Source organism: Microbispora catharanthi (assembly GCF_006334915.2).
Classification (GTDB): domain Bacteria; phylum Actinomycetota; class Actinomycetes; order Streptosporangiales; family Streptosporangiaceae; genus Microbispora; species Microbispora catharanthi.
On sequence record NZ_VDMA02000004.1, the window covers coordinates 278,857 to 296,212 of the forward strand.

Here is a 17,356-nt window from a genome sequence, read left to right on the forward strand (position 1 = left end):
GCCGCGGTCAGCGAGGTCCCGCGTCGGGCTACCCGACAGATCATCGGGCCATGAAGACCTTCTTGGCTTCGGGGGAGTCGGGGGTCGAGACGTAAGCTTGGCCGACGGACAGTTTTTCCAAGGCCTGGGCCATGTCCTGGCCGGCTCGGCCGCGCAGGAAACCGGCGACTGTCTTGCTTTGCGGGTAGTTGCAGCGGAACGCCACCTTAGTGCCGGCGTTGCCGAGCACGTCCTTGTGGAAGTCGTCCACTCCCTGACTGGCCACCACCACGGCGACGCCGTATTTGCGGCCTTCCTTCATGATCTTCGGCAGAGTGACGTCCTTGGCCAGCCGGTGCGCCTCGTCCAGCACCACGGCCAGGCGCAGCTCACTCGTCTTTCCCCAGTGGAACATCTCCCGATAGACCTTGCGCAGCACGAACGCGGCGGCGGCCAGCTGTACCTGTTCCATCAGCGTATGCACGTCGAGCACCACACCACCGGTGAGCAATTCGCCGAACCGACCCTCGCCCGCGTTGTCCCGGAACAGGCCGAACTCGCTCAGCGGGCGAGTTCGCGCCGCGACGTTGCGGCCGTGCCCGGCACTTTCCTTCTGTTCCAGGAGCTTGGCGAACTCAGCCATAGTCGGCAGCCCCGTCGGGCCGTTGGCCGAACCGAAGCCGTGTCGCTGGTACAGCTCGCGGAGAACCTCGTAGACCACGTTCCGTTGGATCTCCCCCAGCGCGCTCACATAGCCGACGACCTCGGCCAGCTCCCACGCCGTCTGATTATATTTCTCGTGGCTGACGTCGGTCCGGAGCTCGAATGGGGAGAAGTCCAGCCCGTCGCCCGCGTCGACGACCGTTGCGTCGGCCGCGGGGTCGGCCGCCATGTCGCCGTGGAAATCGATGACCAGCGCTGGCAAACCTTGTTCGGCGAACGAGTTGAGAATACGCCGGGTGGTCACCGACTTGCCCTGCCCAGGAATGCCGAGAACGAACATATGCGGACTGCCCGACGTGCTGATCCGCCACGTTAGATCGGCGGAGTTCGCGTCCTTCCCGAGCACTACCCGCACCTCATCGGGCCGTTTCTTAACCGACTGTGTCGCCGGTGTTTCCGTGGTGGATGCTGGCTCTGATTGCGGGGTAGCCAGGACCGGCTCGGACGGGGTGTCCACGGCCAGCTGGGCAACGGGTTTCGTAAGGTCCACGGTGGACACCGGGGCCCGGCTCGGTGTCAACGTGGCGATGCCTGCTGTGCGCAGTTTCGGAGCGGTCAATGCCTCGATCGATATCCCGCGATGCTCGCTCGGCAGGTCCGGCTCGCCGGCCAGGCTGACCACGTATCCCTGTTTAGAGATCTCTGGGCGAGTGCCGTCCTCGATCCGGGCGAACTGGCGTTCTGCTGCGGCCAGCCGCTCGGCACTGAGCAGATCCGCTTCGAAGGCCCGGTTCGCGTGGTAGCGCAGGATTCCCGCCAGCCGGGCCCGCTGCAGGTCGGCATCCAGACGGGGTTGGTCGTTGCCGAGGAAACCGTCCTCCAACATGGTCACCGTGGCATTGAGGCTGTCGACGATGTTCTCGGCGAGTTGATCTGGCGACGTGTCTTCCTTCAGCGGCTTTACCTCGACGCACTCGAACCTGATTGCCTGCCGGGTGGCGCGGACCAGAATCAGGTCGCAGAACCGTGCCTTTTCCTCCGGTGACTCCTTCTCCTGCGATTTCTTGCGCGTTATGCCGAACATTTCCTGGTGCATGTCGACCGGTACGACGATCGTGTCCTTCAGATCGCCCCGGCTCTCCAACCAGGACACCAACGCCGCGAGGCTCACCGCCTCGGCGGCCAGGTCCGACTGACCGATGAGACGCAGCGCCAACCGCCCGGACACGAGTTGCATGGCCCGCAGGGTGCCGCGCACCGACTGGGTATCGTCGGCGAATCCCAGGCCGCGCATCGCGGTGGCAAGCAGGCGTTCGATCTCGGCCTGGTGTTTCGTGGTAACGGTTAGCCGAGGCCCGATTCCTTCCAGGAAATCGGGCGCGTAGTCCAAGATGTACGGCTGGTTTTTCTTCGGGCTCGACGAATACAGTTCCGGTCCGAGGTTGCGGTCGATCGTCATGACCCAGTCGGCCCGATCATGCGCCGCGGTCAGCGCCCGGCGTTCCGGCTCGCCGAGCGAGACGCGTAACGCAATGCCGTTTTCCGTCGCCAGTCCATGAGCCGCAGCGAGTGCGGCCTGGTGTGCCCGGTGCGCGTCGACCGCGTCCGCCGCACCGTCTCGCCGCTTTTCGCCCCGGTATTCCCGGAGTTGTACCGCTGGCATGGTTTCCCAATGCGGGCCGTCCGGGGTGTCTACCGTCCGGTTGCTGGTCGGGGTCAGCAGGTTGCGGAACGACGTGGTGCCGGCCGGGGTGGTCGAGCCGCCACCTGCCTCGACCACGGCCAGGTCGTTGACCACGCTTATATGCGCCGGCGTGTCGTCCTTGGCCAGTCGGCCGAACGGCCGCACGCTCAGCCCGAGCGGCGGCTTCAAGTACGATCGTCCGCTCCCTACCCGGTATCCGCCGACGGCCCGCTGCAGGTCGGTCAGCGCGGGCAGCGGATCGGTATTGCCAGGCCGGGTGCTGTAGGCGGTGACTTCTGCGCGTCCGGCTAGTCTGGTGGCGTCGAAGTCCGCGGCCCGGTCGGTCAGTACCGCTTGGCGCAGCGCCTGGGCCAGCAGTTCGCCGGAGCCGGGGTTGATCGCCAGAAGCCGGACCGCGTCCGGCTTCGAGTGGGTCTCCCTGTAGTGCTCAATGCGCTCGGCGACCATCGCGGGCGGCACGTCAGTGGCGACGTCCCGCCAGTCCATGCCAAGCACGTCGAACACCGCCTGGATGGCGATGCCCGGTTCCTGTTCGTCGGGGGCGAGGTAGATCCCGGTGCCGACCGTTGCCTCCCTGGCGTGCACGAAGATGTCACCGGAGGTCGAGTGGGGCACGGCGAACGGCAGGTTGGCCGGGGTCACCCGGCGTACCAGGTCGGCGTCCACCATCGCGCGCCGTCTCGCCTTGTTCGGTTCGATGTCCGCCAGTTCTTTTGCCCAGCCGGTGATCGCCTTGTCATATTCGGCCAGCCAGGTCAGCCGGAGCGGATGGAACGGCAGCACGACGACCGCCCGGATCGGCCGGCCGCCGGCGATCGTAATGTCCAGTGTCAGCGTGTCCATCGCCAGCAACGCGCCCCGATACGTCGCGTCAGTCGCCGCGCGATCGAGCGCGTTCTTGTAGCTCTGGCAGTAGGACCGGACCTTGTCCAGGAGCTCCTCGGTCCAGTCGAGCGACTCCACGAGCCAACGGGCTTGATGCGCGCCGAGTAGTGCGTGGATCTCTTTGCGTTGTTTTGACAGTGCTGTCGGCAACGGGTCTTCGACGGGCTCCGTGTCTTCGGCCTGTAGCACCACACCCATGCGTCCGTTGGCGCGAAACGCGGTGGCTGTGCTGCCGTCCTTGAACAACTGGTGTTGCAGGTTGACCAGCACCGGGCTGACGCCGAGCAGTACCGTGCGCCGGCCACCGAGGCGTAGCGACACCGCGGTATGCGTGTCGTCCAGGCTGTAGGCGTCCTCGGTCAGGTCGTTCTGCCCGGCGAGAACCGCGTCCAGCCTGCCGAGCGCGAGCGCCCACGCCGAGGCACGCCGGGTCTCCCCGGTGATCAGGTCGGCCTCCCAGCGTACGGTGAACTGCTGGCTCTCGTCCTGAGCGAGCTCACCCTCCCTTCCCTGCAGCAACACCGGCTGGCCTGCTGTGTCTAGCCCGGTCACGCGCACCACGAACAGTGAGCCCTGTTCGAGGTCGGACTCGTTGAGCTTGATCTCGACGGTGGCAGTACGCCGGGAACCGGCAACGGTCACCTTGGCCTTCGGCCCGGTGTCGTCCCCGTCGCGCAGGTCCTCCGGTGGGAGCACCTCGACCAGCCACCGGTAGATCGCGTCGCTCTTAGCCGGGATGGTCTTCCACGTCACTCGCACCACGGCAGGGGACTCTTCGCCTGCCTCGGTATAGGGCAGGTCGCCAGGGTTGTCTTGCTTGAGCCGCGAGCTTTTCACCACCGCGCCGTTCTCCCGGAGGAACGGGTCGACCCGAACCTGATCCACCGCAACGGTTTCCGGTTCGGTCAGCGGCCATTGACTGAAGTCGAGGCCGGGCACGGCGGCCAGCTCTTCGGTCCACTCGGCGGGATTGGACAGATCTCGGTACGAGCCGGACAGGAACGTGGCAAGGTCAACGCGTACCGGACCATCCTTCAGCCGGGCATTGTTGAGCCGGTCGGACACCGAGGACACCGCTCTGGCCGGCCGGGAGATGGCCTTGACGCACTCACTATTGCGGGCGAGCCGGTCTACGAGGTCTGGGCCGCCGAGATCCGGGATGAGGCCGACCATCGGCAACGATGCGCCAATGGTGTGCCAGGTCGGTTCGGCTGTGACTGCGGCAACATAGCGAGCCCAGGCCTCGGCCGGCCGGTTCCTGCCGAGTACGCTGGCGACCTTGTCCACTCCGACCCGAATATCGTTGTCTGGCAGTTCGCCAACCATCCTGGCACTGGCTGTACGCAGCAGCTCGACGACATCCTGGCGCTCGAAGCTGTTGTCCAGCGAACTGGCCGCAACGCCGGCGCCCACTGGGACCATCAGTACCAGTTGACGCTCCTTGCGGTTGCGTAGTTCTACCGCGCGCTCGGTCGGGATCAGCAACTCGTCGTCGGCCTGGGCGCGGGCATCGACCAGGACGTGTATGTCAGCCTTGCCGGGCGCGAGGGCTCGACGCACCGCGTCGGCAAGGCGCTCGGCGTCGGCGTGGCGTAGGTTGTCCACCCGGACACAGTGGCCGGGTTCGTGGCGACCGATCCGCTTGGTCAGTGTGGTTGCGATCCGGTCGATGACCAGATCCGGCAGCGTGGTGTCGGTCGGCTCAGGCATCACGATCCCCCAGTGGGTGGCGAACGATCTGTTCGGAAAAGTCGTCGGACAAGCTGTCGAAGCATCCGAGCAGTTGCAGCCTGCGCTTGAATGCCGCCAGGTTGGCCGCCGCGGCGGCGCGTGCCTCCGCGCCGTCCAGAAACGCCGGAGGCGAGTCAACGAGAATGCCGAATCGGTCGCGAAGCTCCCGCAACAGGTCCTTGAGCGATATGGTCGGCCGGACCGACATATCGGGCCGGACGAACACCGTCATCAGCAGAATCTGCAGTAGTTCGTCTGTCGGCGCGTATCGCCACGACCGGCGGCTATTGGACGACCCGGTGAGAATTCCGTACGGCTTACGCAGCCCGCCGACCGATCTGAACCAGCCTACCGCGTTTGCCGTTGCGCGATCTTGGTTGACAAACTCAAGAACGTCTAGCAGTTTGTTAAGTTCGCTTTTATCGGAGTGTTGTGTTCTGTCTAGGAAGTCGGCTTCATCTTCCGTGATGTGTTCAGCGCTGCGCTGGTTGATTGCCGCGATGTCGTAGAGTTGGCTCATCGCAAACATTTCTGTGACGTCGTGTTCGCGTAGTTCCGCAAGTTGGGCCAATTTATCTGGGTCGGAAAGCGCTTCACGTCGCTCTCGCTCGTCCGGGATCCGCTGAATCGCCAACTCGACGATCATGAGAGTCATGCGGTCGCGGAAAGTGAGCCTAATCTGATTGAGATCGCGCTCCACACACAACCGGGACAGCCTGTCCGAATCGTCGTTTATTCCGCCGGTGAAGTCGCAGTACAGTTCGATCGGCGACTTCGGGCGGTCCTCAACCATGTCCGCAGGTGGGGTACCGGTGCGCAACAGTTCTCGTCCCGCCGCGTTAACCCGAAGTGTGAGAGTGAAGACACCGAGGGCGAGTAGCCCGGCAAAGGTGGACATTAACGCAGCTGTCGGCAACCGGTTGGCATAGGCAAGGAGGTGTGCGAGAAGCATTTCCCCCAGACGCTCCGTTACGCCGGGAAGCGGGTTCGGCACTTGCGATTCTTGCTTAAATTCCCGCGCATCGCCCATCTCGAATCCTTCGAGGAAACGAAACTCGAGGAGTGCGCTGATGTCCAGCCTGCTCGGGTCGATCAGCTCGGGTTGCCATTTCGGCTCGTGTCCGATCCCCAGACCATGGCCAATATGCTCCGCGATGAGCCTGCGGAGTTCACCGGTCGGGTTGCCCGCTGTTCGGCGGGCTACCTGGGTGCGTAGAAGTTGATAGGCGAAGTCGTCGATATAGCGGTGCCGGGTTCGTGTCCGGGGTACGCCCGCCCGATAGGCCGCCAGGGTGAGGGGAGCAACCGACAACATCTGTTCGTCATTGTGCGCCTTGCCGACAGTGCCCATGTCGACGATGCAGGAGCGCAGCCAGCCGTCCATCAGCTCCCGGGCGTCCGGTGAATTGAAGCCAGTCATGTGCTCGCTGTTGAGCAGCCGGTCCCGATAGCCGGCGTAGTCCCGTTCGTTGGTCAAGAACCTGGCCGATCGGCCGCCCTTGACACACGCCTCGAACAGATGGGGCAGCACGCGGTCCACATCCGTGTCCAGTGTGCTGAAAATCGTCAGCGGCCGGTACAGATAGGTGCTCATCGCCTTGGTCAGTTTGATGGTCATGGCGCGTCCTCCCGCACGATCTGGCCGCCGATGGCCTTTGCCCGCAGCGAACGGCCGGAGCCGTCGATGATCCGTACCGCGTGTGCTGGTTCCCGACGCAGCCGGTTGCCGAACGCAGTGACCTCCTGGCGGATCGCCTCCGAAGCCAGGTCACCGAGGATCTCCCCGTCGGCGGCGCGCAGCAGCAACTCCGCGGTGTCCAAGGTGATCCGGAGTTCCGCGCCGGAGGAATGTCGCAGCACCAACAGGTCGGGGAACGACTCGATGTAGCGGGAGCGTGCTCCGCTTGCGGCCAGCGCGAACTCGGTCGAATCCAATTCCTTAATTACCACGATGGCGCGTACCGCCGGCGCGTCGTACATCTGGTCCCGCAATGCGAGGCGGACGCCGTCGTAGCCGACGAAGCCCAGCACTCTGGACAGTCCGGCGAGGAACCGTGGCAGCGCTTGCTCTGGCGTGTCCAGGGCACCGAGGTATTCACCGAGATGCCGGTAACTACGCACCTCCAACCGTCCGGATACAGTGCCCCACTGGCCGAGGAACAATGCCCGCTTGAGTCGACGTATATCCGCATCGAGGATAGTGTGCAGGTCGGGGATGAGGTCTTCTCTGGCTCTCGCGGCTCGGATGGCGCCGGGCGCTGGGAGTCCGGCCGGGTCGAGTTCGGCCCATTCCTGGAGCAGGTTGTCGCTGCTGGCGCCGGCGAAGGTCAGACCAGGCAGTAACCGGGCGTCGGTGGCCGGGTTTTCGTCCGCCTCGCGTTCCGAGTGGACTTCGTCGCAGGACAGGTCGCCAGTGATCAGCCAGGCGAATGCGGACCGGACGTCCCGCACGGTCGCCCGCCGACGGCGGCGCAGGTGGCTGGTGAGTACGAGCTCCATGACCGCCGCCTTGGTGGCCGGTGCTCGTAGATCCGTGGCGTTGCGGAGAATCGGGCAGACGTCTCGAGACACGCAGTCGGCGCAGTCCGACCAGCGGAAGTCGGTGGTGAACAGATCGAGAATAGCTGCCGCAAGATCAGGCGCTTCGCCGTTTGCGTCGGCCTTTTTCGGCATCGCCAACGCCCGTTGCTTGAGGTCGACGAGTACCACCCGGGAGTCCGGGGATGCGTCGCCTCGGCGTTGCTTGGACAGTTCCGCAGCGACGTCCGGGTACAGGTCTTCGTTTTCAGTGAAGAACTGGGTGACTCGGCCGTCGTTCGCGGCGATCAGCACCGTGCACCGGTTCCGGTCCTCGCCGTCGGCTAAGTCGAGCGCCCGATACAGCATCTCGTCGGAGGACAGCGCGCCGTTGGACTCCGAGGCGTCGTAGACTGCGACGAACGTGTGGCCGTCGAGCCGTTTGACCCAGCCGGCCTTGTCTTCGTGTACCTTTTCCGCCTGCCGAGCGTCCAGTGCGTCACCCACCTTGACAAGGAACGAGGTCTTGCCGTCACCGGGGTTACCGCTCAGCACCACGACGTCGAGCTTCTTGTTGAGTATTGCTGGCAGCAGTTCGGTGTCCAGCCGGGTTTTCGCGTAAGTGTCGTGCGCGAAAACGTCGTCCAGGCCGCGGTTTCCGGCGTTGCCGATGCCGCTTTCCCGGTACAGCCCACGCAGTGCGGCCACCGTGGGATTCACCTTGCGTTTGTCCGTAGTGGACGGAGTGCCCGGCTCGGTGAGCAGTCGCGCGAAATCTGCGGCGCTCTGCGGTCGGTCAGCCGGGTCGTACGACACGCCCTGGTAGAGCGCGTCCAAAAAGGCGCCGCCGAACCGTAGCCGGTCCTCATCGGACGGCGGCACCAACGTCCTGCGGCCTGACAGATCGGTACTGGCATAGGGGTAGCGGCCGAGCATTGCGTGCAGGATCGACGCGGCGGCGGCATACAGGTCGGCGGCGGGGGACCAAGCGCGGCGCTCCCACACCTCCGGCGCGGTGAATGGTGGCGAGCCGACCGCGGAATGGGCGTCGTCGACGTGTGCGGCCAGCCCGAAGTCGATCAGCCGGGCGGCGCCATCGTCCCGCACGATGATGTTGGCGGGGCTGACGTCCCTGTGGTACAGGCCCTGCTGGTGCGCGTCGCCGAGGCCAGCAAGCACGTCCAGCGCGATACGCCGGAACTCGTCCCCGGTCGGGGTTTCGCGCGTGACGAGTTCTTTGAGCGTAGTGCCCGGTACGTATTCCTGGACCAGCACGCCCGGTTCTGGTTCGGGGCGCAGATCGTACACCCGGGCGCAGAACCGGCTGCGCAGCGTGTCGGTGTTTTGATATTCGTCGAATGCCTGTGCCCATGACACGCGATCCGGTTTCAGGTATTTGAGCGTGCGCAGCTCACCCTGTAGCTGTTCGTCGGTGGCGAGCCAGGTGACGGCCCATGCGCCCTCGCCGAGTTGGTGCTTCAGCCGGTATCTGTCGGCTACCAGCTGGCCTGCTATCGGTGTCGACGCGTCCTCGGTGATCGCTAATGCCGTCGCCTTGTCCGGCGCGGTCGCTGAGGCCACTTCCGCGGCTTCCGGTCGGTCGTTGTAGTCCGGCGCGAGACAGCGGACCATCAGTTCACCTATCTCCGGATAGGCCGCCGCGCGTTCCCTGGCCTGGTCGTGGTCCGGCGTCTCGTCCTGGTCGCCGTGTATCCACAGCACCAGGGACAGCGCCAGGCTGTAGACGTCATCTTTGGTGCCGAAGAATTCCATGGTGGCGCCCGGGGCGCGAAACGGCGTCGACGGATGGTCGTCGAACAAGCTGGGGGCGATGGTTTCCACGCTGGGGATCCGCGCCCGGCTGAAGTCGCGGAAGCGGACCCGGTCGTCGCCGGTGATCTCGATGTACCGGGGCCGGAGGGCTCGATGCATGATCTCCTTGGCGTGCACCGAGGTCAACGCCGCGAACGCGTCGTGCACGACGGGTTTGGCGATTTCCGGCGGAATCCGGTTTTCCTGATCGGTCGGTGTCGGACGGTCACCGCTGAGCTTCCACAGACTGATGCCACTCAGGTCAGGCACGATCGGGGTGACCCGGTATCCCTCCCAGTCGAACCAGTCGCGTACATGCCAGGTACGATCTTCCTTGGCCAACAACGTAAGCGCGTCATGCTCGCGTTTGGCGAGCAGTTCCGCAGCGGGCCGGTCAGTGGCGTTGGCCACTGAAACGCAGTGCAGGAACACCAGTTCGCCCGCTGGGTTGCTACCGGCGTAGACCCGGGCGTTGCCATCGGTCCCAAGTAGTCCGGCGACTTTGTACTGCATTATCTGCTTCGGGGCCTCGGCCGGGTTTCGCGGACCGAGACCGAGCAGGTAGCTCATCGCTTTCGGACGCAGTGCGGACATCGTGTCCGGCAGGGCGGCGTCCCGGGCGGTCAGCATGGCAGCCGCAGCGTCCAGCGTGACCACCTTGTCCTCGCCGAGATCGCCGGTCCCGGACAGGTCGATCGACGAGTGAGACATGACCACATGGCCGGTGACCGGGCGAACCCCGCGGGGCAAGTTGGCCTGCGCCGCAGCCCACCCGCCGACCTTCGCGCGCAGTCGGCCGGCCAGCACCCGGGCCGCGTGCGCCACCTGGCCGACGGGATCGGACCGTTGCTCGCCGTTGACGTACCATGCTACTTCGCCCGCGACCACGTGTGGGCCCCAGGATTTCTCCTCGCAAACGTAGATGCCGTTGACGCCGACCACGATCAGGTCCAAATCGACCGGGTCGGTGTGCGTCGGGATCTGGCGGCCGGCGATGACGTCCCAGTCGTCCGGTAGCTCGGCCGCGAGCAGGCGGGCCGTCTTTTCTTCGCCTGGGCCGTGCCAGTCGCTGAGCACGTGCAGCCGCGCCACGTCACTTCACCTCTTTGTGATTGTTTATCTTGTAGTCATCCGGCCAGGTCCAGCGCCGGACGTCGGGGCTCAGGGCCGCCAGTCGGTCGACGTGGGCCGTGGACTTCGTGTAAGTGATAAGCAACTGGTCCGCGGCGCGGGTGGCGCCGACGAACCCGACACGTTCGCGTTGCCTGGTCGGCTCGTCGATCCCCGCCGGTAAGGTTTCCAGCCCGACCAGGAACACTATCGGGAACTCGTACCCCTTCCCGGAATGCACGGTGATTACCTTCACCGTCGACGTGCTGGAGTCGAATCCGGACGGGTCGTTCCGGTCGAACACTTGGAACGGAATATTGGCCGAGGTCAACGCGGCACGCAATTTTGTAAGGCCGCGCCATTGCGTGAGCAGGACGGCGATCTCGCCTGGCTGCCGCCGTCCGTCGGCGAGCAGAGCGGCGATTTCCCAAACGACGCAGTCGAGTTGCGCGTTCTTTGAGTCCGCCCAAATCAGATCGACCGGTTGCCCGTCCGGCGCACCGTCGATCCCGGCCACATGTTGCCCGGTCAGTACGCTTGCGGCGCGCAGCACTTGTTTCGTGCTGCGGTACGGCCGAGCCAGCGTGTGGCGGACGACGTCGCGGCCAGTTAGCGCCGAGGGCAGATCGACGTCTCGGTACAGCCCCTGCGCCTGGTCACCGACGAGCAACGCGCCCCCACGGCCGGGCCGGACGGTGTCGAGCGCGAACTGTAGCCAAGCCGGGTCGAAATCCTGTAACTCGTCGACAAGCAATGCGTCGAAGGCCTGCGGAATCCCGCGTGCCCTGGCCTTGGTCAGATCCTTGGAAGCGCCGTCGCCGCCATTGAGATCCATCCGGAAACCAAGCCGGTGGGCGAACTTGCCGACTGTGGTCACCAGCACCGACGGGTCGTTCACCAGTCGCGTCACATACGGCACCAGCGCACGGTTGTACACCAGCACGGCGATCTCCCAGTCCGGATGAACCCGGCGCAGTTCCCGTGCCCGGGCGGCGAGCAGCAACGTTTTCCCGCTGCCCGGCGGCCCGGTCGCCACGGCCACGTCGGAGATCGGCGCCAGCGCGGTCACGGCCTGCGAGGTGTCCAGTTGGAACCGGGCTGCGGCCCGGTCCGCCGCCCCCGGGTCGGTGGCGCCGGTGCGCCCGGACTTGCTGAACACCACAGACGGTGCGAGGCGGTCGACGATGGCGGTGAACTCGGCGTCCGGGATCGGCCGCCGAGGCAAGTGATCCGGCCAGGCCGGATCGGTGAGGTCCTGGCGGGACAACACGATCCGCTTGGCATGCGGCTGGTCCGGGTCGAGTAGCCGTCCTGCCGCAGCGCCGAGTACCACCGCCGCGCCGACCGCGGGTGGGCCGAGACCGGTGAGCGACTCGCGTAACTCCGCGCGTTTCCGGTTGATCGAGACCCAGGGCTGCCGGTCATCCGACGACGTCCCGTTCGGGTCGAGGTCGATGGCGTACAGCCCGGCCATGCGATCGATGAGCAGCAGATCGGGTCGGTCAGGTCCGTCCGCGACCAGCAGCACGGTGCCCTCGCGACCGGACACCGCGGCCGCAGCCTCCGTGAACACCGGATCGATCCTGAACATCAAGAAGCCTTCCCATGTCGCTACCTACTGATCGGTTCGTCCGAAAAGCCGCTGCTCCTCGTCCAAAGTGGACAGAACGGCGGCGGCAGCGTCCCTTTCCGCGCGGTCCTTGGGCGCGAGTTGGTCCAGTTCGTCCTGAATGGCCTCGCGGGCGGTCGCCGGGTCGATGCCGTGGTTCAGGCCAGGCACCCCAATGCCCAGCTTCATCACCAGATCGGAAATCTGGGCCCGTTGCTGTTCGCGACTCGACCGCAACACTTCGCTGCTGGCCGCCCGCAACCCGGCCAGCCTGTCGAGCAGCACTAGTAGCACTCGGAGCACGTCGACCCGGGCGGACCGGGTGCCGTGGATCCGCAACCACGCGGGCCAGGACGACAACGCCAGATAACCGCGCGCCGGCATGAGCTGGGTGGTGAGGGCTGGAACCACCCACATCGACCGGGTGCTGCTTTTCGCCCGATAGGCGCGCAGCTCGTCCCGACGAATACTGGCCAATGCCCGCGGCGCAAGTTCGGAGCCGAAGTATGCGCGGCAGAACTCGGCGATCAGCGCGGGATTCGCCGGTACCCCCAACTCGCTCAATGCGTCCACCGCCTGCTGGCGCGCCGGTGTGGCGGCAGAGCTCGCCGTGCCGGTCGTGGCTCGGCGCACGGACTGAGCGGCCGCGTCGAGTGCTGCGCCCACCCGCTCGGCGGCCTGCTGGTCAAGGGCGGGTGTCTTGGTCAACGCGGCCAGCTGACGTAGCAGCTCGTCAATGTCCAACGGCTGTGGCGCTTCCTGCATATTCCAGACTTTACCAGACTTTCCCAGACTTCGGCGAGGAGAGCCGAGTGCTGCTGGTGTTGGTGATTGCATGCACCGTGCCACCACGGGGATCGCGTTATCCCGCCGAGTCGTTACACTGAAGGCGCGCGCTGGTTGACCGCCGTTTGCGCCGCCGACCGCGACTGGTCAAGGCCACGTCCGGGGAGGTGGCCTTGAGAAGGCCACCCGTAATCCGGTGGACTATTGAGAAGCAATCGCCTCAATGTTCACTTTAGTACCGTTTGTCCCGTTCTCTGAGTCGGTCTTCTTACGACACTCAGCCAGGATCTCCAAGCCCGTAGCGGCGCTGCTCGGTCCATTCGTCGTTCTACTCGGCCAGCACCGCACCGACCAGCCGGATGATCGCCTCCCGGTTGGGGAAGATGCCGACCACGTCGGTCCGCCTTCTGAGGCTGGTCTGTTCGAGATCGCGGCCAAGCGTTGCGGCATGACCCTCTCCGAGGGCGGATGGGTGATCGGTGACAACCCCACCGCCGACATAGCCGGCGGGCGCGCCGTGGGTCTCCGTACGATCTGGATCGACCGAGGCACGTCACTCGGTGTCGACCACCAGGCCGACCACGTAGTCGGCGATGTACTGCAGGCCATTGAGGGAGATGCGGGAGGACGCTTCGGCACCCTGCTGAAAGCAGATGATTTCGACGCGCTTGCTGAATCACACTGTTCATGTGGACGAGTTCGTTGTACTGCGCAGGGACCCCGTTACCAATGGCATGTGCTACGGGGTCGATGACGAGGGTTCTCCGAGACGTATTAATCAAACTGTGCTACAGGAGGTGATAGCTACTTGGCCGGTGGCGCCAACCACACCGGACAACATCCTCAGCCTTCTCCAGAAGAGTCGCATCGCCGTACTATGCAGCCTGGCTGGCCGTGAGCTGCTGATGGATGGTGTCCTCTCAGCACTTCATGCGGTAGAAGCGGCCCTACGGCAACGAATCGAGGCAAGCGGCGAGTCCGTCTCCAATAGGCACGGCAAGCCTCTGGCATGGGGAGACCTCTTTCAGCGTGCTGTCTCGTTGGGGTTGCTGGAACGTGAACCGGACGATCTGCTTGATTATGGCCGAAATCTGAGGAACCGCCTGTCGCATCCTTCTCAAGTCATGTACTTGCCTTATGCGGCAGCCCTACGATTAATCGAGACCTCTCATCGTCTTGTGGCTCGTCTCTACGCGACGGGTGACAATCTCACCGCCGCCACTACCCGGTAGCTGACGGATACGCCGCAGGTCTTCAGGCAATCTGGATCGCTCGAGGCACTCGGGCCCGGTGCTGGCCACGTGGTCACGGACGTAATCCAGGCAAGCGAGATCTTGCAGGAGAGCGACGAGAGCGGCGCGGCGGCTCGCAATGACAGCAGCGGTGACAGCAACGTAGGCCACCGTGGGCAGCCGGCGGCAGCCGTCCACCGCCCTCTGACCTCGGTCTCCCGTGGGGGAGCAGGGTGATTGTTCCGCCTGAAAGCGGATGGTCAGCTGGCGCGGAGCTTTCAACACTCGATCTCGGTCGGTGCGTTTACGCCGATGAGGGGAGCCACCCGGGATCGGGTCGGAACCTCAGCGGACGCCGCGTGAGACCTGGTCTTCTGCTCGTTGTCGCAGAGCGGTTGGAATCCATCGTCGTCAGCGGTGTTGTCCGCCCACATCTGGCCTCTCGCCGGGCCGCTGACCACTAAAGCCTCCCGCAGTGCGCAGCCGAGATGACACAGGTACAGCAGCCCGGTCGAATGCTGGGGGTGGTAGACGACTGCGTCGTGCTGCTCTCAGTAGGCATCCTCGGCCTCGGTGAACTCCTCGGTGGAATCGAAATCCGCTTCGTCAGGCGGCGCGGGCAGAGCATCAGCCGGGTTACTGATCTTTAATTCGTGATGTCGACTCCCGTTCTCATGGTCAGGCCGGTAGGTGGGAGGCATCCGTCGATGAGGTGGGGCCTGTACTGGATCTTCTTCAGCGCGCGCTTGATGACGCGGACGAGCTGGGGCAGGTCGGCGGCGGCGAGGTTGGCTGGGGCACCGCGTTTGAGCAGGGACCAGATGCCTTCGGTGGGGTTGAGGTCGGGGGCGTAGGCGGGGAACTGGACGATGGTGAGCCAGTCGGCGTGCTCGGCGGCGAAGGTCTTCATCCCAGGCACCAGGTGCAGGTTGAGGTTGTCCCAGATCAGCACGATCGGTGCTGCGAGCTGGGCGTGGGCGGACAGGATCAGGTCGCGGTAGTCCATCCAGCCGAAGGTCTTGGGCTCGCCCTTTCGGCCGTGGTAGATGTGCAGGCGGTAGATCAGTCGGGAGCGTTCGCCGGGTTTGTAGCAGACCAGTGCGGCGATGTTCACCCGCCCACTGCCGCGCCCGCGGACGTGGATCACTGGGGTGTGCCCGCGCCGGCCCCAGGTACGTGCGCGAGGCGGCCTCAGCCCTTGACCGGCTTCGTCTTCGAAGCAGATCCAGGCGCCTGTGGCCGCCGCGGATCTTCCACCTGCGGCCAGACCTCCTTCCACACCTCGATCGCGGCCTCGTCACGCTCTATCGCCCGCCGGGCGGGGCGCTGGCACGACCAGCCGTTACGCCGCAGCAGGTACCACACCCCCTGGACGGTATAGCCGATATGGAACCTGACTCCAACGCAGACCAACCAGTGACAACGCCGCACCATACGGCCGCCTCGATTCGCGATGATCCCCACGATCGCGCTCAATGAGATGGTCGTGGCTGAACATATCGAGGACAGCGCGGACGAGTAGGTCGTCATCGGACGCCTGTAGGCGCTTCCTTCGTCGTCGGTCCGGTCCCCGCGTTCCTTGTGTTCCTCCCGCGAGGTGCTCTTCGGTCAGTAGCCTATGCCGGTGATTCTGGCTGACCCTGACCAGCACACACTGCGTGCGGCTGTGACTGACACGTACCGCGCCGAGGCGGAGTTCGACGACGCGCGGGCCTGGCTGGAAGAGCTGCTGGGCAGCCGCAGCGCTATCGAGCCGATCGCGGCTGAGGTCTGGGTGTTCGACGAGGCCCTTGAACGTGTTCTGCTCGTCAAGCACCGCTGGAGAGGCTGGGTGGCGCCCGGCGGAAAGGTCGAGCAGGGAGAAGCCCCACGGGACGCCGCACGCCGTGAGCTGCATGAGGAAACCGGCATCGTCGGCGACCTGTCGGACGTCCCCACGGCGGTTTTCGTGCGGTCCTATCGTTCTGATTGGGCGCCCACGCTCGGCCTTGCGTATGCCGCAGTGCTCAACGGGTCGCTCCCGCTAAGCAGTGAGAGTCACCAGCCGGCCGCCTGGGTCCCGTTGCACCACGACTGGGAGGGCGCCTTTCCCGAGGACAGACCACGGATCCGCGAGTACGCCAGGCATCTGGCCCGTACCCGAGAAGGTACGGGCCGCTGACCAGAGCGGCTCTGGCTGGAGGCCGCTCACGTCACGCCTTTGCAGTTACTACGAAGACCGTGAGCGAGTCACAGAAGCCCGCGGAGTGTCACTTCGGCCGTGTCCACGGCTGTGGTGAGAGCGTGCATGTGGGCAGGTGAGAGCTTCCCGGCACCGAGCCCTGACGCGGTCAGTACGTCGTGGAGTTTCTGTCTTTGCTCACTGGCCAGGCGGGAGCAGACCGGGTGGTGGTTCAGGACGTCGCGGGCGGCGTAGGCGTCGAGGATGGCCACGTCCACGACGGCGTCCCGCAGAAGGGCGGGGCAGGGGCTGGTCCGGTCGTGGGCCAGGTCGAGTGCGGTCAGTCCGACTCGGGCCTGGAACGCCGCGGTCGCGGGGTCGGGCGGGGCGATCAGAGCGAGTGCCTCCTGCAGGGCATGCTCCAACTCCGGCTGCGGCGCTGGTGACGTCGCTGGGCGGCAGCAGATGCGCAGGAGGGCCGCGATGGCGTTCTCCCATGGTTCCGCGGGGACGGTGGATTCGATCGTGGCGCGAGCCTGCTCGTCGAGGCCGCGTTCCATCAGTGACATGATCATGATTTGACGGCCGTCGAGGAGGCGATTGCCGACGCCGCGATGCGCGGCCATGGCTTCGGCGGCCTCGGTCCAGCGGCCGATCCGCGCCAAGGCCCTGGCGCCGTCGATGAGCGCCGTGACCCACAGCTCCTCGCAGACCTTTCGGTGGTCCGCCTCTGTGTCGATCAGCACCGACAGATCCACGTTGTGGTTGCGGATCTCGGCTGTGCCGCGCTGCTGAGCAGCGCGGTACAGCCGCGTGAGCAGGTCGTAGGCGCCTTCGCCGTCACCTTCGCGGATCAGCAGCCGGGCGATGTTCACCAGAGGCATGAGTGCCATCACGGCGATGTCCCCGGTGAGGTTGCCCGCTTCGGCGAAGACCTGGTGCTGCCTCCAGCACAGCTGCGCGGCCAGGTCCGGCATCCCGACGTCGGAGGCGATCAGCGCGGCGTAGTTGAGGACCCCGCTGGCGCGGGCCACCATATCGCGGTGGCTCGCATTGGCGGGCTCGACGGTCAGCTCGGTGAGGTGGCTGAGGCGTTCGGCCAGGGGTAACCCGGCCGCCTTGGGCCGGCGGACAAGCGGGATCCGGCTGGCTATCGCGGGGATCAT

The 17,356-nt window shown here is 65.5% G+C and carries 11 protein-coding genes and 1 pseudogene; 3 read left to right on the top strand and 9 right to left on the bottom strand.

What is annotated here, in order from left to right; translation table 11 throughout:
• Nucleotides 1-40: 40 nt before the first annotated feature.
• From FH610_RS09545 to FH610_RS44315, 6 genes and pseudogenes are all read right to left on the bottom strand, one after another.
• Nucleotides 41-4,942, bottom strand: a complete 4,902-nt coding sequence (locus FH610_RS09545) for a helicase HerA domain-containing protein (protein WP_139573932.1) — start codon at nucleotides 4,940-4,942, stop codon at nucleotides 41-43.
• Complete coding sequence (gene mads7 / locus FH610_RS09550; RefSeq protein ID WP_139573933.1) at nucleotides 4,935-6,581, bottom strand: methylation-associated defense system protein MAD7; 1,647 nt, start codon at nucleotides 6,579-6,581, stop codon at nucleotides 4,935-4,937. Before mads7 ends, FH610_RS09545 begins: the two co-directional genes overlap by 8 nt.
• Nucleotides 6,578-10,384, bottom strand: coding sequence for a protein kinase domain-containing protein (locus FH610_RS09555; RefSeq protein WP_139573935.1), 3,807 nt, complete (start codon nucleotides 10,382-10,384; stop codon nucleotides 6,578-6,580). Before FH610_RS09555 ends, mads7 begins: the two co-directional genes overlap by 4 nt.
• Nucleotide 10,385: 1 nt before the next feature.
• Entirely contained in the window at nucleotides 10,386-11,993 is a 1,608-nt protein-coding gene (locus FH610_RS09560; RefSeq protein ID WP_139573937.1) for a 3'-5' exonuclease, read from the bottom strand.
• Nucleotides 11,994-12,017: 24 nt separating this feature from the next.
• Nucleotides 12,018-12,776: a hypothetical protein gene (locus FH610_RS09565; protein WP_139573939.1), complete on the bottom strand. Its 759-nt coding sequence runs from the start codon at nucleotides 12,774-12,776 to the stop codon at nucleotides 12,018-12,020.
• Nucleotides 12,777-12,998: 222 nt separating this feature from the next.
• A pseudogene (locus FH610_RS44315) lies at nucleotides 12,999-13,209 on the bottom strand (transposase); the annotation flags it as partial.
• A 36-nt stretch (nucleotides 13,210-13,245) separates the two neighbouring features.
• Here FH610_RS44315 and FH610_RS09575 point away from each other — a divergent pair.
• On the top strand, nucleotides 13,246-13,551 hold the full coding sequence (locus FH610_RS09575; protein WP_139574134.1) for an HAD hydrolase-like protein: 306 nt from the start codon (nucleotides 13,246-13,248) through the stop codon (nucleotides 13,549-13,551).
• A complete protein-coding gene (locus FH610_RS09580; RefSeq protein ID WP_139573940.1) occupies nucleotides 13,487-14,029 on the top strand; it encodes a hypothetical protein in 543 nt (180 codons plus the stop codon). The genes FH610_RS09575 and FH610_RS09580 overlap by 65 nt, the downstream gene beginning before the upstream one ends.
• Nucleotides 14,030-14,675: 646 nt before the next feature.
• On the opposite strand, the gene FH610_RS09590 is transcribed toward FH610_RS09580, so the two are convergent.
• Together FH610_RS09590 and FH610_RS09595 are read right to left on the bottom strand one after the other, a co-directional pair.
• Nucleotides 14,676-15,308, bottom strand: coding sequence for a transposase (locus FH610_RS09590; protein ID WP_205825652.1), 633 nt, complete (start codon nucleotides 15,306-15,308; stop codon nucleotides 14,676-14,678).
• Nucleotides 15,221-15,559, bottom strand: coding sequence for a helix-turn-helix domain-containing protein (locus tag FH610_RS09595; protein ID WP_139573941.1), 339 nt, complete (start codon nucleotides 15,557-15,559; stop codon nucleotides 15,221-15,223). Before FH610_RS09595 ends, FH610_RS09590 begins: the two co-directional genes overlap by 88 nt.
• Nucleotides 15,560-15,653: 94 nt before the next feature.
• Here FH610_RS09595 and FH610_RS09600 point away from each other — a divergent pair, with 94 nt between their 5' ends.
• Nucleotides 15,654-16,190, top strand: coding sequence for an NUDIX hydrolase (locus tag FH610_RS09600; RefSeq protein ID WP_276607644.1), 537 nt, complete (start codon nucleotides 15,654-15,656; stop codon nucleotides 16,188-16,190).
• A 68-nt stretch (nucleotides 16,191-16,258) separates the two neighbouring features.
• Here FH610_RS09600 and FH610_RS09605 read toward each other — a convergent pair whose 3' ends face one another.
• Nucleotides 16,259-17,356 (bottom strand): hypothetical protein, encoded by a 1,098-nt coding sequence (locus tag FH610_RS09605; protein ID WP_139573945.1) that lies wholly within the window; start codon nucleotides 17,354-17,356, stop codon nucleotides 16,259-16,261.